Source organism: Bradyrhizobium sp. BTAi1 (genome assembly GCF_000015165.1).
GTDB lineage: Bacteria > Pseudomonadota > Alphaproteobacteria > Rhizobiales > Xanthobacteraceae > Bradyrhizobium > Bradyrhizobium denitrificans.
Genome location: NC_009485.1, coordinates 1,399,924 through 1,418,220, shown reverse-complemented (window position 1 = coordinate 1,418,220; position 18,297 = coordinate 1,399,924). Strand labels below are relative to the sequence as shown.

At 66.7% G+C, this 18,297-nt stretch carries 15 protein-coding genes; 8 read left to right on the top strand and 7 right to left on the bottom strand.

All coding sequences use genetic code 11. From position 1 onward, the window contains the following. Position 1: 1 nt before the first annotated feature. Complete coding sequence (locus BBTA_RS06270; protein ID WP_012041607.1) at positions 2–2,296, bottom strand: heavy metal translocating P-type ATPase; 2,295 nt, start codon at positions 2,294–2,296, stop codon at positions 2–4. Positions 2,297–2,531: 235 nt separating this feature from the next. Between BBTA_RS06270 and BBTA_RS06265 the strand changes: the two genes are divergently transcribed. After that, the gene (locus BBTA_RS06265; RefSeq protein WP_012041606.1) at positions 2,532–3,518 is read left to right on the top strand and encodes a tripartite tricarboxylate transporter substrate binding protein; all 987 of its coding nucleotides are present in this window, start codon (positions 2,532–2,534) and stop codon (positions 3,516–3,518) included. 29 nt (positions 3,519–3,547) lie between these two features. Here the strand turns inward: BBTA_RS06265 and htpG are convergent, their stop codons facing one another. After that, positions 3,548–5,422, bottom strand: coding sequence for a molecular chaperone HtpG (gene htpG, locus BBTA_RS06260; RefSeq protein WP_012041605.1), 1,875 nt, complete (start codon positions 5,420–5,422; stop codon positions 3,548–3,550). Between the two features lie 68 nt (positions 5,423–5,490). After that, positions 5,491–5,997 carry a MarR family winged helix-turn-helix transcriptional regulator gene (locus tag BBTA_RS06255; RefSeq protein ID WP_012041604.1) on the bottom strand — a complete coding sequence of 169 codons (507 nt, stop codon included), beginning with the start codon at positions 5,995–5,997 and terminating at the stop codon, positions 5,491–5,493. 131 nt (positions 5,998–6,128) lie between these two features. Here BBTA_RS06255 and BBTA_RS06250 point away from each other — a divergent pair, with 131 nt between their 5' ends. From BBTA_RS06250 to BBTA_RS06230, 5 genes are all read left to right on the top strand, one after another. After that, positions 6,129–6,671 carry a VOC family protein gene (locus tag BBTA_RS06250; protein ID WP_012041603.1) on the top strand — a complete coding sequence of 181 codons (543 nt, stop codon included), beginning with the start codon at positions 6,129–6,131 and terminating at the stop codon, positions 6,669–6,671. Between the two features lie 51 nt (positions 6,672–6,722). Beyond that, on the top strand, positions 6,723–8,360 hold the full coding sequence (locus tag BBTA_RS06245) for an FAD-dependent oxidoreductase (protein WP_012041602.1): 1,638 nt from the start codon (positions 6,723–6,725) through the stop codon (positions 8,358–8,360). After that, positions 8,357–8,551, top strand: coding sequence for a DUF2783 domain-containing protein (locus BBTA_RS06240; protein ID WP_012041601.1), 195 nt, complete (start codon positions 8,357–8,359; stop codon positions 8,549–8,551). The genes BBTA_RS06245 and BBTA_RS06240 overlap by 4 nt, the downstream gene beginning before the upstream one ends. A gap of 271 nt (positions 8,552–8,822) precedes the next feature. Beyond that, positions 8,823–9,479, top strand: a complete 657-nt coding sequence (locus tag BBTA_RS06235; RefSeq protein ID WP_012041600.1) for an Mpo1-like protein — start codon at positions 8,823–8,825, stop codon at positions 9,477–9,479. 123 nt (positions 9,480–9,602) lie between these two features. Then, positions 9,603–10,013, top strand: coding sequence for a hypothetical protein (locus tag BBTA_RS06230; protein ID WP_012041599.1), 411 nt, complete (start codon positions 9,603–9,605; stop codon positions 10,011–10,013). Between the two features lie 159 nt (positions 10,014–10,172). Here BBTA_RS06230 and BBTA_RS06225 read toward each other — a convergent pair whose 3' ends face one another. The 4 genes from BBTA_RS06225 to BBTA_RS06210 form a co-directional block, all read right to left on the bottom strand. After that, on the bottom strand, positions 10,173–10,655 hold the full coding sequence (locus tag BBTA_RS06225) for a hypothetical protein (RefSeq protein ID WP_012041598.1): 483 nt from the start codon (positions 10,653–10,655) through the stop codon (positions 10,173–10,175). A 136-nt stretch (positions 10,656–10,791) separates the two neighbouring features. Beyond that, on the bottom strand, positions 10,792–11,280 hold the full coding sequence (locus BBTA_RS06220; protein ID WP_012041597.1) for a DUF427 domain-containing protein: 489 nt from the start codon (positions 11,278–11,280) through the stop codon (positions 10,792–10,794). A 122-nt stretch (positions 11,281–11,402) separates the two neighbouring features. Next, on the bottom strand, positions 11,403–13,112 hold the full coding sequence (locus tag BBTA_RS06215; RefSeq protein WP_201767752.1) for a hypothetical protein: 1,710 nt from the start codon (positions 13,110–13,112) through the stop codon (positions 11,403–11,405). A 138-nt stretch (positions 13,113–13,250) separates the two neighbouring features. After that, on the bottom strand, positions 13,251–14,054 hold the full coding sequence (locus tag BBTA_RS06210) for an MBL fold metallo-hydrolase (protein WP_041750383.1): 804 nt from the start codon (positions 14,052–14,054) through the stop codon (positions 13,251–13,253). Between the two features lie 120 nt (positions 14,055–14,174). On the opposite strand from BBTA_RS06210, the gene BBTA_RS06205 reads away from it, so the two are divergent. After that, positions 14,175–15,293, top strand: coding sequence for a ring-opening amidohydrolase (locus tag BBTA_RS06205; RefSeq protein ID WP_012041594.1), 1,119 nt, complete (start codon positions 14,175–14,177; stop codon positions 15,291–15,293). 452 nt (positions 15,294–15,745) lie between these two features. Further along, positions 15,746–18,277, top strand: coding sequence for a TonB-dependent siderophore receptor (locus BBTA_RS06200; RefSeq protein WP_012041593.1), 2,532 nt, complete (start codon positions 15,746–15,748; stop codon positions 18,275–18,277). The last annotated feature ends 20 nt before the right edge of the window (positions 18,278–18,297 follow it).

Here is an 18,297-nt window from a genome sequence, read left to right as displayed (position 1 = left end):
GTCACGCGGCCGAGCGTGCCGCGACGGCTTCGTAGATGTCATCCTCCTGCGCCGTGTGCATCCGCACCAAGGTCTCGATCGCCTCGATCACGCGCTGGGCGTCGCGGATCAGATAGCGGTCGACATGCTCGGAGGGCAGATCCTCGGCAAGGCGGCCGAGCAGCCGCGCGAGGTGCAGGATCTCGCGATGGGCGCGGCTCATCGCCGACAGGCCGTGGCTGTCCTGCAGCAGCCGCGCGAGCCGGGGATAGACCGAGCCTTCATCGTCCCGCTCATGCGCGACCACCTGGTCCTGGACCACGGCGTTGGCCTGTCCGATCAGGCTGACGGCCTGTTCCGGCGTCGCCTCGTCGAGTGCGTCCACGATCGCACGCAAGCGGTCGAGCCCGCGCAGCAGCGCCTTGTGATCATGGCGCAATCCGCGACCGTCTTCGGCGCTGATGCGGCCAGCCCGGCCCCGGCCGGCCGGGAGCAAAGCGCGCAAGGCGTTGAGGATGACGGCAATGTCGATCGCCTCCTGCACCAGTGCCGCAGGCACCGGCTGCAGCAGGCCGAAGGCAGCGGCGCCCATGGCGATGAACGACAGCGCCATGCCCACGACGATGCTCTCCAGCGCAATCCGCCGGGCGCGCTGGGCGATCACGATCGCTTCGCCGACGCGGTCGAGCCGGTCCGCGAGGATGACGACGTCGGCCGCCTCCGACGACGCGCTGGCCCCGCGCGCGCCGAGCGCGATGCCGACATCGGCGGAGGCCAGTGCTGGAGCGTCGTTGATGCCATCGCCGACCATGATGGTCGGATGCAGCCGCTGCTCGCTCTTGACCGCATCGACCTTGTCCGACGGAACGCGATCCGCCAGCACCGCATCGATGTCGAGCGCCGCGCCGATCGCCTGGGCGGCAGCGGCGCGATCGCCGGTGACCATCACCATGCGCGCGATACCGGCCTCGCGCAGCCAGCGGATGGCGCGTGGCGTATCCGCACGCAACTCGTCGGCCAGCAGCAATGCCCCGATCGGCCGGCCCTCGACCGCAACGAACACGATCAGCGCCGAGCGCCAGGAGGCGCGACGCATGGCGCGGGCCGCCCAGGGCGGCGGCGTCTGAGTGCCCAGCACGAGATCACGCGAGCCGGCGCTGATGCGGCGGCCATTGATCACCCCTTCGAGTCCGGCGCCCATGGTCTCGCGGACCGCCTCCGGCACCTTCAGCTTCAGCCCGCGGTCGCGGCCGGCCTGCACGATCGCGTGGGCGACGACGTGGTGCGACGCCTGCTCCAGCGAGGCGCCGAGCAAGAGGACGTCATCGGCGTCCTCCCCCGGTGCCGCTTCCACCGACAGCAGTCGCGCGCCGCCGACCGTCAGCGTGCCGGTCTTGTCGAACAGCACCGTGTGGGCGCGCGCCAGCGCCTCCAGCTTGCCGCCGCCCTTCACCAGAATGCCGCTGCGCGCCGCCTGCGCGACACCGGCGATGAAGGCCACGGGCGCGGCCAAAATCAGCGGACACGGGGTCGCGGCCACCAGGACGGCGAGGCTTCGGATCATGTCGCCCGAGGTGAAGTAAGCGGCGGCCGCGATCGCGAGGCTCACCGGCAGGAAAATCAGCGCATAGCGGTCGGCCAGCCGCACGAACGGCGTCTTCGCGGTCTGCGCCGCTGTCACCAGCTTGACGATGCCCGCATAGGTGCTCTCGCCCGCGGTCGCCGTGGCCGACAGCTCGAATGTCTCGCCGGCATTCAGCGATCCCGACAGGATGGCCATGCCGCGCGTCTTGGTGACCGGGATCGGCTCGCCCGTCAGCGCCGATTCATCGACCACCGCGCTGCTCGTTTCCACGACGCCATCGACCGGGACGATCTCGCCCGCACGAACCATCAGCCGGTCGCCGACGACGACGCTGCCGACCGGAATATTCTCGATTTCCTCGCCGCGACGGCAATGGGCCTCGCGCGGGGCACGGTCGACCAACGCCCGCAGGTCGTGCTCGGCGCGCGCGACCGCGATGTCCTCGAGCACGTTGCCGCCGGAATACATCAGCGCCACCACGGCCCCGGCCAGCGGCTCGCCGAGCACAATGGCCGCGCTCATCGACACCAGCGCGATGGCATCGACCCCGACCCGTCCGGCCATGACGTCGCGGACGATCGAGACGACGAGCCCGGCGATGACGGGGACGGTGGAGGCCGTGAACGCGATGCCGGCGAGGTCGGCCCGGCCGGCCAGATGCGCGAGCCCGCCCGCAGCGAGGCCGCCGACGGCGATTGCGACAAGGGTCCACCGCAGGATGCGCTCGAACATTGGATGCCGGTTCCGGATTGCGCCGCCACTATTGCTGCTGCGGTCGGCTTCGCGCTTGAGCGAAATCAACCGGCGGCCTCCGACGGCCTGGCCAGGCCCGCGCCGACGACAGGCCGGCCGGGACGGTTAACCTGCCGAAAGCCGATCGTGATTGATGCCCATGCGTTCCTTTACGAAGTGGAGGCAAATACCGGTTAGGCTCACTCTCCCAGAACATGCCCAAATGAAGGCCGGCATGCCCAACGACACGACGATCACACGACGTGCCCTGCTCAGTTGCGCCGCCTGGAGCGGCGTTGCGGCCATCTCACCGGCGTTCGGCGCGGCCGACGCCCCGTACCCGACAAAGCCGGTGACCTGGGTGATTCCGTTCGCCCCGGGCGGCGCGACCGGCCGGTTGTCGCTCCTGGTCTGCGAGCAGTTGTCGCTGCGGCTGGGCCAGCCCTTCGTGCTCGACCACCGCCCGGGCGGCGGCGGCAATCTGGCAACGCGCAGCGTCGCGAACGCCGCACCGGATGGCTATACGCTGCTGGCGACCTCGACCGCCAACATCATCAACGCCGCCCGCGCGGTCCCGCCGGGCCCCGACGGCACCGGCGACATCATCCCGGTCGCCGGGATGGCGCGGATGCCGCTGCTGCTCCTGGTCAACAAGGAGCTGCAGGTGAAGACGCTGGCCGACTTCTTGGCCCATGCCCGGGCCAACCCGGGCAAGCTCAGCGTCGGCTCGGCCGGTCCGGGCACGGTGCAGTTCGCGTCGGCGGAGCTGTTTCGCACCCTCGGCGGCATCACCTGGTCGATCGTCGATTATCGCGGCTCGGGCCCGGCCCTGACCGATCTCGCCTCCGGCCATATCCACGCGATGTTCGACAACACCGCCTCCGCCCTCGAGCTGCTGCGCAGCGGCAAGGTCCGGGCGCTCGCCGTCTCGACCCGCGAGCGTTCCCAGGCCTTCCCGGAACTGCCGGCCGTTGCCGAGGTGCTGCCGGCGTTCGAGACCTCCGGCTTCTACGGCGTGGCGGCGCCGCGCGGCACGCCAAAGCCCATCGTTGACCTGCTCAACCGCGAAATCAACGCCGCGCTGACCGATCCCGCCATCATCCGGCAATTCGCCGAGATCGGCGCCACCCCGATCAGCGGCGATCCCGGCATCTATGCCGCGACCTACCGCGCCGAGATCATGCACTGGCGCAAGGTGGTGCAGGCGAGCGCGAAGAACTGACCTCACGCCCGCATCCACCTTGCCGAGTGCTACGCCGCTGCGACGCCCTGCAGCACCAGCCGGTTGAGCCGCGCCGCGAACGCGGCCGGATCCTCCGGCAATTCGCCGTCGAGGATCTGGGCCTGCTCCAGCAGCAGGAACGACAGATCGTCGACCTTGGCCTTGTCGGCCGCCGCCTTGGCGATGGCCACGACCAGCGGGTGGCGCAGATTGATCTCCAGGATCGGCTTGCTGCGCGCGCCGCGCGCCTGCTGCGACAGGATCCGCTCCAGCTCGCGGTCCGGACCATGGCTGCCGGCGACGAGACAAGAGGCGCTGGTGGTGAGACGGGTCGAGACCTTCACGTCGGTGACGTGATCGCCGAGGCTCGCCTTGATCAGCGCGATCGTGTCGGCCTCGTCGGCCGCCGGCTTCGCCTCATCCTCGGCCTTCTGCTCCTCGCTCAGCGGGATCGGATCGAAATTGATGTCGCCCTGGCTCAGCGACTTCAGCGGCTTGCCGTCGAATTCGAGCCGCGCCGAGGTCCAGAACGCATCGACCGGATCGGTCAGGAGCAGCACCTCGACGCCGCGCGCCTTGGCCGCCTCGAGCCGCGGATTGGACTTCAAGCGCTCGATGCTGTCACCGACCAGGAAGTAGATCTCGGTCTGGTTCTCCTTCAGCCCCTCGACATATTGCTTCAGCGAGCGCTTCTCGCCCGACGTCGTGGTGAAGCGCGCCAGCGCCAGCAGCTTGTCACGCCGCTCGAAATCCTCGTACAGGCCCTCCTTGATGACGGCGCCAAAGGAATCCCAGATCTTGTCGAAGTTGGCCGCATCCTTTTCGGCGAGCTGCTCCAGCTCGCTGATCACGCGCGTGGTCACGGCCTTGCGGATCTGCGCCAGCTGCGGATTGTTCTGCAGCATCTCGCGCGAGATGTTGAGCGGCAGGTCCTCGCTGTCGATCACGCCGCGCACGAAGCGCAGATAGGCCGGCAGCAGATCGGCGTCGTCGGTGATGAAGACACGGCGGACATAGAGCTTGACCTTGCCCTTGCGCGCCGGCTCGAACAGGTCGAACGGCTTGGTCGACGGCGCGAACAGCAGCACGGCGTAGGAGTAACGGCCCTCCGCGCGATAATGCAGCGTCATCGCCGGCTCGTCGAACGCATGGGCGATCGACTTGTAGGCCTTGGTGTAGTCTTCCGGCGTCAGCTCGGATTTGGAACGCTGCCACAGCGCGCTGGCCGAATTGATCTGGCGCGGCTCGCCCTCCTCCGGCACCAGCATGATCGGGAACTGGATATTGTCGGAATAGGCGGTGACGATGCGCTCGATCTCGTAGGTTTCGAGATATTTCTTGGCGTCGTCCTTCAGGTGGAGCACGATCTCGGTGCCGCGCGTCACCCGCTTGGCGTCTTCCTCCGAGGCCGGGGCGACCTCGAATCCGGCGCCGCCGGAGGAGGTCCAGGTCCAGACCTCGTCGCCGCCAGCGCGGCGGCTGATCACGACGATGCGGTCAGCGACCATGAAAGCGGAGTAGAAGCCGACGCCGAACTGGCCGATCAGCCCGCTGCCGTCCTTGGCCTCCGACAGTCGCTGCACGAAGGCCTTGGTGCCGGAGCGGGCGATGGTGCCGAGATGGTCGATCAGCTCCTGGCGGTCCATGCCGATGCCGCTGTCGGCAATGGTCAGCGTGCTCGCGGCCTTGCTGGGGATCACCCGGATCTGCGGTGCCTCGCCCTCGCCGATCAGCTCCGGCTTGGCGATCGCCTCGTAGCGCAGCTTGTCACACGCGTCGGAGGCGTTCGAGATCAGCTCGCGCAGGAAAATGTCGGTCTCGGAGTAGACCGAGTGCACCATGAGATGGAGCAGCTCGGAGACTTCGGCCTGGAAGGAATGGCTAACGGTGGCGGTGTCGGTCATCGTCGTGCGTTGGCCCATGCGATCAATGGTGGGGAGAGACCGTCGATATAGCGCGGCCGCGGCACCGATCAAGGCTTCCGGCCAACAGGATCGTCAACGGCCCGCTCCGCAGCCGCTAGCAGCTTGTCGATCACAGTATCGAGGGTGGCGAGCTCCGCGGCCGAGAGCACGCCCAGCAGATCGCTCTCCCGGGCCAGCGCATAGGGCACGATCCTCCTGTACAGCCCGCGCCCCGCAGCGGTGAGCGTCACGATGCGCTCCCGCCCGTCCTCGGGATCGCGGCTGCGGCTGACGATGCCGCGCGCCTCCAGGCTCTGCATGGCACGGCTGACATTCATCTTGTCGAGCGTCGTCAGCCGGCCGATCTGTTTGGTCGGCAATCGCGGCTGCTCGCCCAGCGCCGCCAGGATGCGCCATTCCTGCCGCGACAGCGCAAACCTGTCGGCATAGACCTCGGCGACCGCCAGCGACACCTGCTCGGCCAAGCGGGCAAGCCGATAAGGGAAGTATTCTTGCAATTTCAGATTGTGGTCTTTGAATTGGTCAATGTCGGTCTGCCGCACCTCGTCCGCCATCACAGCCTCTGCCCGCGTTCCTGACCCAACCACGCTCGCCGCTCATCTTCCCTGGATTGATCCAAATCAAAGCCGGACGATCGTATCATCTGTTACTATTTTGCCAACCACGATATTGGGAGGAGCAGATCATGCAGATCGAGAAGATCCATCACGTCGCCTATCGCTGCGTCGACGCCAAGGCCACCGTCGAATTTTACAAGAAGGTCCTCAATATGGACCTGCTCGGCGCCATCGCCGAGGACCGCGTGCCCTCGACCAAGGCGCCGGATCCCTACATGCACATCTTCCTCGATGCCGGAAACGGCAACATCCTGGCCTTTTTCGAGCTGCCGAATTCGCCGCCGATGGGGCGCGATCCGAACACCCCTGAATGGACCCAGCACATCGCCTTCCAGGTGAAGGACCTGGAGGAACTGGAGGAGGCCAAGGCACGCGCCGAGGCGGCCGGCCTCGACGTCGTCGGCATCACCGATCACACCATCTTCAAGTCGATCTATTTCCATGATCCCAGCGGCCACCGTCTGGAGATCGCGGCCTGGACCGCCACGCCCGAGCAGATCGCGCGGATGAAGTCCGTCGCCCATGCCATGGTCGACGAATGGGCCACGACCAAGAGGCCGCCGCGGCACACCGCCTGGATGCACGAGAAGGAATTCGCTGGCGTCGACTGAGCGAACACCCGTCTCCACAGTCCCGACCGCAACGCGCAAGGCGAGACAGCCATGAGCAACTATGTCTATCCGCGATTTCACTATGCATGCTCGGCCGAGCAGCGCAGCGGCACGACCCGGCGGCACCCGGTCGTCGTGATCGGCGCCGGCCCGATCGGCCTGACCGCAGCGCTCGACCTCGCCGCGCGCGGCCAGCCGGTGGTCGTGCTCGACGACAACGACACTGTCAGCATCGGCTCCCGCGCCGTGTGCTACGCCAAGCGCCCGCTGGAGATCTGGGACCGGCTCGGCTGCGCCGCCGCGATGGTCGAGAAGGGCGTGAGCTGGAACATCGGCAAGGTGTTCTTTCGCGACCAGCTGTCCTATCAGTTCGACCTGCTGCCCGAACCCGGCCATCGCTGGCCGGCGATGATCAACCTGCAGCAATATCATCTCGAAGAGATTCTGGTCGACGCCTGCACGAAAAGCCCGCTGGTGGATCTGCGCTGGAAGCACCGGCTGGTGAGCCTGAAGCAGTTCGATGATCACGCTGACCTTGCCGTGGAGACGCCCGACGGCATCTTCACCATGGAGGCGCAATGGGTGATCGCCTGTGACGGCGCCAATTCCGACACGCGCCGCATGGTAGGCTCCGAGTTCAAAGGGCAGTTCTTCCAGGACCGCTTCCTGATCGCGGACGTCCGGATGAAGGCGGATTTCCCGACCGAGCGCTGGTTCTGGTTCGACCCGCCGTTCCATCCGGGACAGTCGGTGCTGCTGCATCGGCAGTCCGACAACATCTGGCGGATCGACTTTCAGCTCGGCTGGGACGCCGATCCGGACGAGGAGAAGAAGCCCGAACGCGTGATCCCGCGTATTCGGGCCATGCTCGGCGAGAGCACCGATTTCGAGCTGGAATGGGTCTCGATCTATCAGTTCGCCTGCCGCCGGATCGATCAGTTCCGCAGGGGACGCGTGCTGTTCGCCGGCGACGCCGCGCATCAGGTGTCGCCGTTCGGCGCCCGTGGCGCCAATACCGGTGTGCAGGATATCGACAACCTCGCCTGGAAACTCGCGCTGGTGCTACGTGGCGAGGCGCCCGAGAGCCTCGTCGACAGCTATCACGAGGAGCGCGCGTATGCTGCCGACGACAACATCCTGAACTCGACGCGGGCCACCGACTTCATCACGCCCAAGACACGGCTGAGCCGGCACTTCCGCGACGCCGTGCTCGACCTCGCGCAGCATCACGCCTTCGCCCGGCCGCTGGTCAATAGTGGCCGGCTGTCGACGCCGACGCCCTATGTCGCCTCATCGCTGAACACCCCCGATCGCACGAGCCTTGCCGGGCCGATGACGCCGGGCACCAATGCGGCGGATGCGCCGGTCATCATCGCCGGCCAGCCCGGCTGGCTGCTGAACTGCCTCGGCTCGGGCTTCACCGTACTGACGTTCGACAGCTCCGTGTCCGCCGACGAAGTCCGGGTGGACGGCATCGCCGCGCGCGTGATCGTCGTCGGCCGGGATATCGCCGATGCCAAGGGCCTGCTCGCCGAGCGCTACGGCGCCTCGTCACCCCCGACCTATGTGTTCCGTCCCGATCAATATGCCACCGCCCGTTTTCCGCAATTCGACGAGACCGCGATCGCCGAGTCGATCCGGCGCGCCTGCGGCAAGGACGGCGCGGTCCAGCAGGAGCTTGCGGCATGAGCCTGACACTCACTCCGAATATCAGCGATCCCGACGGCTTCTATGCCGAGCTGATCGGTGGCCAGCGCGACCTCAGCGAGGAGGACGCCTTGCGCATGAATGCACGGCTGGTGCTGCTGCTCGCCAACCATATCGGCGACCGCACAATTCTGAGCGAGGCGATCCGCCTGGCGCGCGCGCCGGGCGGCTGAGGCAGTTCGCCATCGGCCCCATCGCCCCGCTGATTTGATCCCGATCAAAGCGCAGCGGGCGCATCCTGCGGCAGACATCAAGACCAGCCGGCGGCGGACGCGCCGGCTCATCGCGCGTCGGTCCAAACCAACGACGCTGGCGGATCCGAGACAAGATCCAAGATTGGATCCAAGACAGGTCAGGTTCATTGTGACAACATCATAATGTCACGACACCTTCACTGAAGCCCTCTACGCCTCGGTCTCGTTCCACAACGGCACGGGGATTCGCATGTCGGGCTACTACAAGACGCTGCAGACGCAGCGCTTCGACGACTACCGCTACTATCATCAGAGCCGGATCAATCAGACGCTGCATCTGATCAGCGCGGTCATCTTCCTCGTCTGCTACGCGCTGCTGTTCAAAGATCCGGCAATGGCCGGGCTGGTCGGATGGCTCGCGATGCTGACGCGCCAGACCGGTCATTTCTTCTTCGAGCCGAACGGCTACGACCACGTCAACGACGTCACCAACGACTACAAGGAAGCCGTCAAGGTCGGCTACAATCAGACCCGCAAGATCGTGCTGCTCACGGTCTGGGGCCTGGTCCCGGTGGCGCTGTTCCTGTTTCCGACGCTGTTCGGCCTGTTCGCCGAGCCGGCGAGCCGCATGGATTTCGTCCGCCATGTCGGCCTGCTCTGGCTCGCCGTCGGCATTGGCGGCGGTCTGTTCCGCATGATCCAGCTGTTTGCCACGCAGGATGTCGCCACCGGACTGATCTGGGGCTTCAAGGTGCTGAGCGATCCGCTGCACAACATCGCGCTGTACTGGAAATCCCCGCTGGCGCTGCTGCGTGGCGAGTTGATCGATCCGACCATCAAGGATGCTTCGCATTGGGGCGCAGCGGCCGACGAGAGCGAGTCCGAGGAAGCCGCGCATCTCACCTGACCTCCGCGCATCGGCCCCCACCGCACGGCCCGCGGGCGGTGGGCTGCCCGGCTGTCGTAAAATGGAACAACTTCTCCGCTGCGTCGTTTCGGCCTCAGTGCTGGCGGCCTTCAGGAGCTTTCCATGTGTGACTACAGCCTCCATACTGTTGCTTCCCGTGATGCCAAAATCGACGACGTGCTGGTCTCCTGTCGCTTTCCCGGCACGGAGACCCGCGGCTTCTGCACCCAGGACGACCCACTGACCGCGATGTGCCTGCGCCCAGGCACCGAACTCGCCTTCGAGGGCGACGTCCGCATCAAGGGCTTCTTCTTCCGCCGCAAGGTCGGTGCTCATCTCGCCCGCTTCCGGCAGGTCGACCTCAACAAGCCGACCGAGCATCACGACGCGCTGGAATTCTCCAATGGCCGCATCGTCAAGGTCACGGACCTCGCCACCGGCCAACGCGCCCGCGTGCTGCAGATGCCGGCCGATCCGGCCACCAGGCCCACGGCGACCCCGGTCACGATCGAGCTGCGCGCGACGCCGCTTTGAGCGGCACACCAGGCACGGCGCCGGCCATGACGAGGCCGGCACCGTCCTTGGATCGCGTGACTGCATTCGATCACATCTCGTCGCGCTGCTGCGCCTTGATGTCGGGCGCGCCTCCGCTCTTGGACATTGGGAAGGTCGCACGGCCTGCCGCCGCGCGCTTCAATCCGGCAGGTTGGTGAACCGCGGTCGCCAGACGCCCAGGATCACGTTCACCGTGGCCACGGCGAGCATGACCCAGATCGCGCCCTGCTCGGTGCCGAAATTGGGCTGCAGCGTCGCCGGGTCGATCTGCCCGGCGACCGCGCGGGCCGCCTCCTCGGCCGCCTCCTGCATCGGGCCCTGCACTGCGGCAAACCCCCATTCGAAAACGAGAATGCCCGAGGCGAGCTTGGCCAGGGCCCAGCCGGCGCTGTGCAGCGCGCGGTTGACAGCGATCGCGAGCAGCCCCGCGATCAAGGTGAGGCCGAGCGAGGGGAAAAACACGTAGCGCACGATCGCGCCCATCGCCGCGCGCAGCTCGGCATAATGCGATAGCGAGACCGCGGGCTGCGGAATCAGGCCGAGCAGCACGATCAGGCAGGCCATCGCGCCCATCATGCCGATCGCGCCCATCGTATGCAGGAACTTCATCAGCCGTCGCATGGCATGTCCCCCGACGTCGTGACGAGCGGAACTATCTAGATCTTGTCTCTTTGCCCGAGCGTGATCTTCGCGAAAGACCGGTGTCCGTTTTCCCGATCATCCTCTCAAATACGGTCAGAACCGGACTGCGGATCATCTACCAATGCCGCGTGCCCGGCGCCCCCTTGAATGGGCCGACCACGCGTGCGGTGATCCAGCCGCCGTAGAAATCGCCCTCTTGCGCCGCAACGTGCTCGTCGCCGACGAAGCAGGCGTCGACCCGCGAGGCGTAGAAGGCAAGATGCGCGGTGATCGCGGCGAAACTCGGGGTCGGCTGCTCATAGCTCCAGGCTGCCTGCTCCGACACGCGACCGTCGACCTCGATCGTCCAATAGCTCGCGATACCCTTGAACTCGCAGAACGATCGCCCTGCAGCGGGACGCAGCAATGGCATCGCCACATGCTGCGGCGGGATGTAGTAGACCGGCGGATGGCTGGTCTCGAGCACGCGATAGCCCTCGGTCGTATCGGCAATCGTGGCACCGGCGAACAGGACGCGCAGCCGCGCCGGACACCGCTCCAGCCGCGGCGGCCTCGGATAATCCCAGACCGATTCCTGCCCGGGCCCCGGCGTGACAATCTGCATCGTGCCCTCCTGGTGACGCGCCGCAGCGATGCGGAGCCCTCATCAGCAGACAACGAACGGCCGGGCTGTGGGGATCAGTGGACGCGGGCGGGCCGCAGCCATGCGCGGCCAGGGCCGCCGGATCACGAGTTCGAGCCGGTCCGCCGCGCGCCGGGACGGAAATTGCCGTCGTCCGAGGTCATCTCCGAATCTGAACTTCGCTCGATCCGGTAGAGCTGGACATAGCTGCCACGAGAAAGCGGCAACAGCCCGGCGACCGGCTGCTGCTTGAGCGGCGGACCGATCACCAGCACCGCGTCGAAGTCGGAGCGCCAGCGCTGCAGATAAGTCGGGATATCCGCCCCTGGAGAGCTATCAGGGTGCTCCAGCCATCGCCATTCGACCGGCTCGCCCAGAGCTTCTGCGAGGCGATCGAACGGAGGTCGAACAATCACCGGCTGCATCGCGGGATTCGCGAACAGCAGCGGCCAGAACGCGCGGCGTTCGATGACGAGCAGCGCGGCCAAATGGGTGTCGATCCGATGCACCCCTGGCAAGGTTCGCTCCCTCTTGTCCGCGTCCCCGATCCCGTCGAGCTCGCCATTCGCGACCAGCACTCGCTTGCCTGGTTCGACCTGCGTCAGTGCCGCGCGCAGCTCGGCGAGATCGCGCCGGTGATCGATCCAGCCGGCGCCAATATCGAGGCAGCGGAGCAAAGTGAGCGCCCCCAGAAGCAGGCCGGCATAGACACCCTGGCGCGCGCTCAGCCGCGGCCGCAGCGCGGCAAACAGCAACAAGCCCATCATCAGAGCGAGGCGCAGATCGATATAGACGCCGTTGATCGCCTTGGCAGGGGCCGCGACGAAGCCCAGCATCAGGACCGCGAGCGCCAGCGGCAGTCCTGGCGCGAGTTCGAGTTGGCGGCGGATGAGCACAAGCAGCGCCAGCACGGCGCAGGCCGTGACCAGCGTCAGCCCGGTGCTCGTGGTCATGAACGGCGTAAAGATCCACCAGAGCTTCTGCTGCCACAGCCATGGGCCCGGCCGCGCCCCCGGCTCGCTGAGCGGGCCCAGCGCATAAAACACGAGGGATGGGATCATGGCGAAGGCGAGCGCACCGGCCGCGCCGACGAGCTCGCGCATGCAGTCGGGAGACCGCCGCAACCGCCACAGCCGGTCCGTCTCGGCGGCGCCGACCAGCACCGCGAAGAAGACAAGTCCGAGAATGTGACACAGGAAGGTCGCGGTCGCGGCGAGCGCGCCGAACCCGGCGAGCACGAGGACGTTGGCGCGACGGCGCAGGACGACCCAGCCGGCCGCACCGAGCAGCGCCAGCCCGAGCGAGAGCTGGAAGTTCATGAAGCCCAGCAGGAAGATGCCATTATAAGCAATGACCGCCGCCGCCAGCGGCCAGAGCGAGAACCGGCCGAAGACGGCGCGATGGTACGCGACGACCCCGATCAGCGGCGCGAACAGCGCAAGCGCCAGCAGCAGGCGGCCGCCGACATGGACGTCGGTGACGCGCAGCAGCGCCGCGCCGATCACGTCCATGCCGAGATTGGGCAGGATGCGCCAGTTCGGGCCGTACATCTGCGACAGCACGGGGTCTTCGGGATGCGCGAGCACGAACAGGCGCGCCAGATGGTTGGGATAGTCGAGCACCGGCGGCACATCGACCAGCAGGAATGGCACGGAGAGAAGGACGACCAGGCTCAGCGCCACAAGGCTCCACAGCCGCCGCATACCGCGAGGGCCGGCCTCGGTCCTCGCCTCGCGCGCGGCGGCCACGGCATCCGGTCCCAGCAGGAGGCCGCCGGCCGCAGCCCCGCCGGTCTTCGACAACAGCAATTGCATTCGCACTGAGGTACCCCGGTCCACCAGGATACTTCGATACCATACGATCTCAGACTGCAAGCTGAACGCGCATTGTGTTGTGGTTGTGCCTAACGCCCCGTTACTCTCGGCGCGTGCAGCACCACGTACGGAACCACGTCAGGCGATTGCCGCGAGATAGCGCGCGACAGACCGCTCGAAGGCGGGCTTCGCTTCCGTTGCGATGTTCTTCTGCCACCACCCGCCGTAGATGCGATCGAATGGGAGCGGCCCGATCGTTGCGGCGATCCTGCGCACGGCTGCGGCGCCGAGCGGGATATAGTTCGGGTAGGAATACATGAAGCTGACGTGGCGGCGGTCCATCGCGACCATCGCGATGTCGCCGGTGAACAGCACGCCCTTGCCCTCGGCGCCCTCCCGCCAATGCAGCACGGTGGCGCCGGGGAAATGACCGCCGGTGCGATAGAGCCGGACGGCGTCGGAGATCCGCAAGCTGTCGCCCGTCCATGGCACGATCGCGGGATGCGGCCGGGTGACGAAGGCGCTGTCGTCGCCATGGAGATAGATCGGGATGCCGCCGAACGCCTCGCTCCAATCGGCTACCGCGCCATAAAAATGCGGATGCGAGACCGCGATGGCCTTCAGCCCGCCGCGCGAACGCACATGCGCGACAGCGGTCTCCGTCGCCAGGGGAACGCAGTCCCACATCACGCAGCCGTCGGGCTCGGGAATCAGCAGCGCGCGCTGGCCAATCGCAAAGCTCGGATCGAGGCCAAGACCGGTCACGCCGTCATCGTCACGCCAGATGACCTGGCGCGATGCGGCGAGCTCGTCGCGATCGATGAAGCGCTGTCCGCTCCAGTTCACGAACTGGCGCTCCTCGTCGCAAATCCTGCACGCGGACGGCGGCGTGGGCGTGTCAGGAAACTGCGCGCCACATTGAAAGCAGGTCCAGAGAGGCATGAATCACCCGGCGAACTGACATCAGGCGCCGCGACATTAGCATGCCTGTCATCGCGCAACACCGTCGCGCGCGGCCTCGTGATTGCCTAGTCTGGCGGATAGCACACAGGAGTTCCCGAGATGCCGACCGCCTTGCGCCGCGCCACTGTTCACCGTCTGCCGATGCGCAGCCCGGATGATGTCGGCGCGCTGGACGCCGCGATCGCACAGGGCGCCATCGATCCGGCCGGCATCATTGCCATTCTCGGCAAGACCGAGGGCAATGGCTGCGTCAACGATTTCACCCGCGCGTTCGCGGTACGCTCGCTGCAAACGCTGCTCGGCCGGCACGTCGACGGTGATGCGATCAACCAGATCGCAATGGTGATGTCCGGTGGCACCGAAGGCGCGCTGTCGCCGCATATGATCGTGTTCGAGGCCCGTGACGCGAGCGGCGAGACGCAGCCGCGTGCATTCGACAAGTCGCTCGCGCTCGGCCGGGCGCGGACGCCGCTGCTCCCGAGCGAGCACCTCGGCCGGATGCAGCAGGTCGCGCAGGTGGCGGCAGGTGTGCGGGCTGCGATGGCCGATGCCGGCATCGCCGATGCCGCTGACGTCCACTATGTCCAGGTGAAATGCCCGCTGCTCACGATGGAGCGGATCGAGGCGGCCGAGGCGCGCGGGACCACCACCGCGGTGCGGGACACGCTGAAATCGATGAGCTTCTCCCGCGGTGCCTCGGCCCTCGGAGCAGCAGTCGCGCTCGGCGAGCTGACCCTGTCCGATCTGTCCGACGCGATGATCTGCGCCGACTACGCGCGCTACAGCGAGCGGGCGGCGACATCGGGCGGCGTCGAACTGCTCGATCACGAGATCATGGTGGCCGGCATGTCGGCGGATTGGACCGGGCCGCTCGCGATCGACCACGCCGTCATGGCCGATGCCATCGACATCGAGCCGGCGCGCGCCGCTTTGGCCCGGCTCGGCATCGACTCCGCGGGCCAGGTGCCGGCCGCCGCGCGCGGCCGTATCGCCGCCGTGCTGGCCAAGGCCGAGGCGGCGCAGAGCGGCAGGCTGCGCGGCCAAAGACACACGATGCTGGATGACAGCGACATCGCCTCGACCCGCCATGCGCGGGCCTTCGTCGGCGGTGCGCTGGCCGGGCTGTTCGGCTTCACCGACCTTTTCGTCTCCGGCGGCGCCGAGCATCAGGGCCCCGATGGCGGCGGACCGATCGCGATCATCGTCGAACGGACGTGAAGCGCGAGCTGATCGGGACCGTGATACCGGCCAGATCCCGACCTGAATTGCGCGCACCGAACCGTCGACCGACCGGGCCGCGCCGCGACGACGCGACAATGTTGCCCGACTCCGGCCGCATCCGAGGTGCAGCCGGACCAGCACGGCGCAGGCCGCCTGCGCGACCGCGGGAGCGGAGCGGTATCTCGTGCCGGTATTTTCTTATCCGGAATTGCGCCTGAACCGACGATTCAACCTCAAGGTTGCGGGTGTTGCACCAACGCGACACCTTGCGAGCAATTCGCATTATCAGACACAGATGGAAACTTTTCGCAATTGAGCCATCAGTGGAACCCACTTCTGGTCCGATTGCCTTTGAGTTTGCCACTCGTTCGCAATCGGAACACACCCGGTTGCGCGGGACGATACGAACCGAACAACAAAATATTGCGTAGCGAGTGGGGTGGTCGAATATGGGTAAGGCAGTCTTTCCAAGGAGCTTGCGCGGGGCAAGCGGACACGAATGGGATCCGTCCTCCGATATTTCCGGAGTGAAGGTCTCGGCCGTGGCCAGCCTGATCGCGGTTGCCTCGTTCTCGAGTGCCGAAGCCCAGCAGGCGCCGCTGCCCTCCGTCACCGTCGAAGCCCCGGTCGCCCGTCCGAAGCCTGCCGCCTCCCGTCCGACCGCTGAGCAGGTGCGCGCCCGCGACGCGATGCGCCGCGCCGCCCGCCAGCAACAGCAGCAGCAGGTCGCCGCGCCCAAGAGCAACCTGCCGCCCGACCGCAACCCCTATTCGAGCCCCGCGTCGGACTACAAGGGCGAGCGGCTGCAGGCCTCCGGCAAGTTTCCGGAGAAGCTGCTCAACACCCCGAAGACCGTGACCGTGCTGAGCAAGGAGATCCTCGCCGACAAGAACTCGACCAGCCTCAAATCCGCCGTGCTCTCCACCGCCGGCGTGACGCTCGGCACCGGCGAAGGCGGCAACGCGTTCGGCGACCGCTTCTTCATTCGCGGCTTCGACGCCCGCAACGACGTTTTCATCGACGGCGTGCGTGACGGCGGCGTGTCGGTGCGCGAGAACTTCTTCACCGAGCAGGTCGAGATCCTGCGCGGCCCGGCCTCGTCCTTTGCCGGCCGCGGCACCACCGGCGGCGCCATCAACATCGTGACCAAGCAGGCCACGACCGAAAGCAGCTTCTACAACATGGACACCACGCTCGGTACCGACAAGACCAAGCGCGTGGTGATCGACGTCAACCAGAAGATCACTCCGACCTTCGCCGCACGCGTCGGCGGCCTGTTCCAGGACGCGGGCGTGGCCGGGCGCGACTTCGTGACCGACAACCGCAATGGCGGCTTCATCGCGACCAAATGGACGCCGCTCGACACCGTGACGCTGGCGGCCAACTACATCCACAGCGAGGTCACCGGACGTCCCGACTTCGGCGTGCCCTATTGGCGGCCGAACAATCTCGTGGCCGGCGCGCCGTTCCCGGAGGTGGGCTCACCGCGCAACGCCTGGTACGGCTTCGTCAACCGCGACTTCTCGCGCATCGGCCAGGACATCGGCACATTGAATGCCGAGGTGAAGGTCACACCCGACCTGACGATCTCCGACAAGTTCCGGGTGTCACGCTCGACCCTCAACTACATCGGCACGCTGCCGGAAGGTCCGACGCTCACCAATCCGCTGTCGAACTCGACGATCCGGGCCAACCCGCAGAGCCGCTTCCAGCAGACCGACGTGCTCGCCAACCAGCTCGAGGCGACCTACAAGTTCGATACCGGCGCGTTCCGGCATACCCTGCTCGCCGGGCTCGAAGTCTCGCAGGAAAAGGCGCTCATCAACAGCTACACCGGCCTGACCTCCGAGCAGCAGGGCCTTGCCTTCGCCGGCAACGGTTCGCTGTCCGGCGTGAGCGTGTTCAGTCCGAGCGCAACCTTCGCACCGTTCGGCATTCCCTCGCTCGGCCAGTTCCCGACCAATGTGAAGATCGACACGGCGAGCGTCTATGCGCTCGACAGCGTCAACTACCGCGATCTGGTGATCCTCAACGGCGGCATCCGCTACGACAAATACGACGTCCGGGTCGATGGCTTCGGCACGGTCAACGGTGTCGCCAACACGCCGGGCTCGACGGCGGCCTCGAGCGGCATGCCGAACTTCAACGTCGGACTGACCCTGAAGCCGGTGCCCTATGCCAGCTTCTACGCGGCCTATGCGACGTCGTCGAACCCCGTCGGCGCGGAGTTCGACGGTCTGAGCTCGCAGTATGGCGGCCTGTCGGCCGTGACCAATGGCGGCGCCAACCAGGTGTTCGGCCCCGAGAAGAACACCTCGATCGAGATCGGCACCAAATGGGAGCTGCTTGACGGACGCCTGCTGGTCACCGGCGCCCTGTTCCAGACCGAGAAGGAGAATGCCCGCGAGTCGCGCAACATCGCGAACGCCACGCAGGCCACCGCTGATTGTCCCTATCCCGTGGGCACCACCGGCAACGTGCCGTGCCTTTCGGCCGGCGCAGCCTACCGCATCCGCGGCATCGACCTGCAGGCGGGCGGCAAGCTCACCGACAAATGGAGCATTTTCGGCGGCATCGTGCTGATGCAGTCCGAGGTGACGAAGTCGAACATCCCGCCGGCGAACACGGCGCTGTTCACCAGCAATGTCGGCCTGCAGCTCGCCAACACCGCGCACCAATCCTTCAGCCTGCTGACGAAGTACCAGATCAACGATACCTGGGAGATCGGCGGTCAGGCGGTGTACCGGTCGAAGATCTTCGGCGGCACCTGGCTCGCCGCGAACCAGGGCACCGAGCTGCCGAGCTATTGGCGCTTCGATGCTTTCGCGGAAGCCAAGCTCGACAAGAACTGGACCGCGAAGGTGTTCGTTGCCAACATCTTCAACAAGCTCTACTACGACGCCTTCTATCAGAGTGCCACGCCGTTCACCCTGGTCGGTCCGGGACGAAGCGCATCGATCGTCCTGTCCGGACGGTTCTGACCGCCGGCCTGCGCCGGGGC

Bases quoted from the DNA above. Each gene is read 5' to 3' on its own strand.
- BBTA_RS06200 (WP_012041593.1), top strand. From the start codon at position 15,746: ATGGGTAAGGCAGTCTTTCCAAGGAGCTTGCGCGGGGCAAGCGGACAC.
- BBTA_RS06240 (WP_012041601.1), top strand. From the start codon at position 8,357: ATGAGCCTGACACTCACTCCGAATATCAGCGATCCCGACGGCTTCTAT.
- htpG (WP_012041605.1), bottom strand. From the start codon at position 5,422: ATGACCGACACCGCCACCGTTAGCCATTCCTTCCAGGCCGAAGTCTCC.
- BBTA_RS06245 (WP_012041602.1), top strand. From the start codon at position 6,723: ATGAGCAACTATGTCTATCCGCGATTTCACTATGCATGCTCGGCCGAG.
- BBTA_RS06215 (WP_201767752.1), bottom strand. From the start codon at position 13,112: ATGCAATTGCTGTTGTCGAAGACCGGCGGGGCTGCGGCCGGCGGCCTC.
- BBTA_RS06270 (WP_012041607.1), bottom strand. From the start codon at position 2,296: ATGTTCGAGCGCATCCTGCGGTGGACCCTTGTCGCAATCGCCGTCGGC.
- BBTA_RS06235 (WP_012041600.1), top strand. From the start codon at position 8,823: ATGTCGGGCTACTACAAGACGCTGCAGACGCAGCGCTTCGACGACTAC.
- BBTA_RS06220 (WP_012041597.1), bottom strand. From the start codon at position 11,280: ATGCAGATTGTCACGCCGGGGCCCGGGCAGGAATCGGTCTGGGATTAT.
- BBTA_RS06255 (WP_012041604.1), bottom strand. From the start codon at position 5,997: ATGGCGGACGAGGTGCGGCAGACCGACATTGACCAATTCAAAGACCAC.
- BBTA_RS06225 (WP_012041598.1), bottom strand. From the start codon at position 10,655: ATGCGACGGCTGATGAAGTTCCTGCATACGATGGGCGCGATCGGCATG.
- BBTA_RS06205 (WP_012041594.1), top strand. From the start codon at position 14,175: ATGCCGACCGCCTTGCGCCGCGCCACTGTTCACCGTCTGCCGATGCGC.
- BBTA_RS06230 (WP_012041599.1), top strand. From the start codon at position 9,603: ATGTGTGACTACAGCCTCCATACTGTTGCTTCCCGTGATGCCAAAATC.
- BBTA_RS06250 (WP_012041603.1), top strand. From the start codon at position 6,129: ATGCAGATCGAGAAGATCCATCACGTCGCCTATCGCTGCGTCGACGCC.
- BBTA_RS06210 (WP_041750383.1), bottom strand. From the start codon at position 14,054: ATGCCTCTCTGGACCTGCTTTCAATGTGGCGCGCAGTTTCCTGACACG.
- BBTA_RS06265 (WP_012041606.1), top strand. From the start codon at position 2,532: ATGCCCAACGACACGACGATCACACGACGTGCCCTGCTCAGTTGCGCC.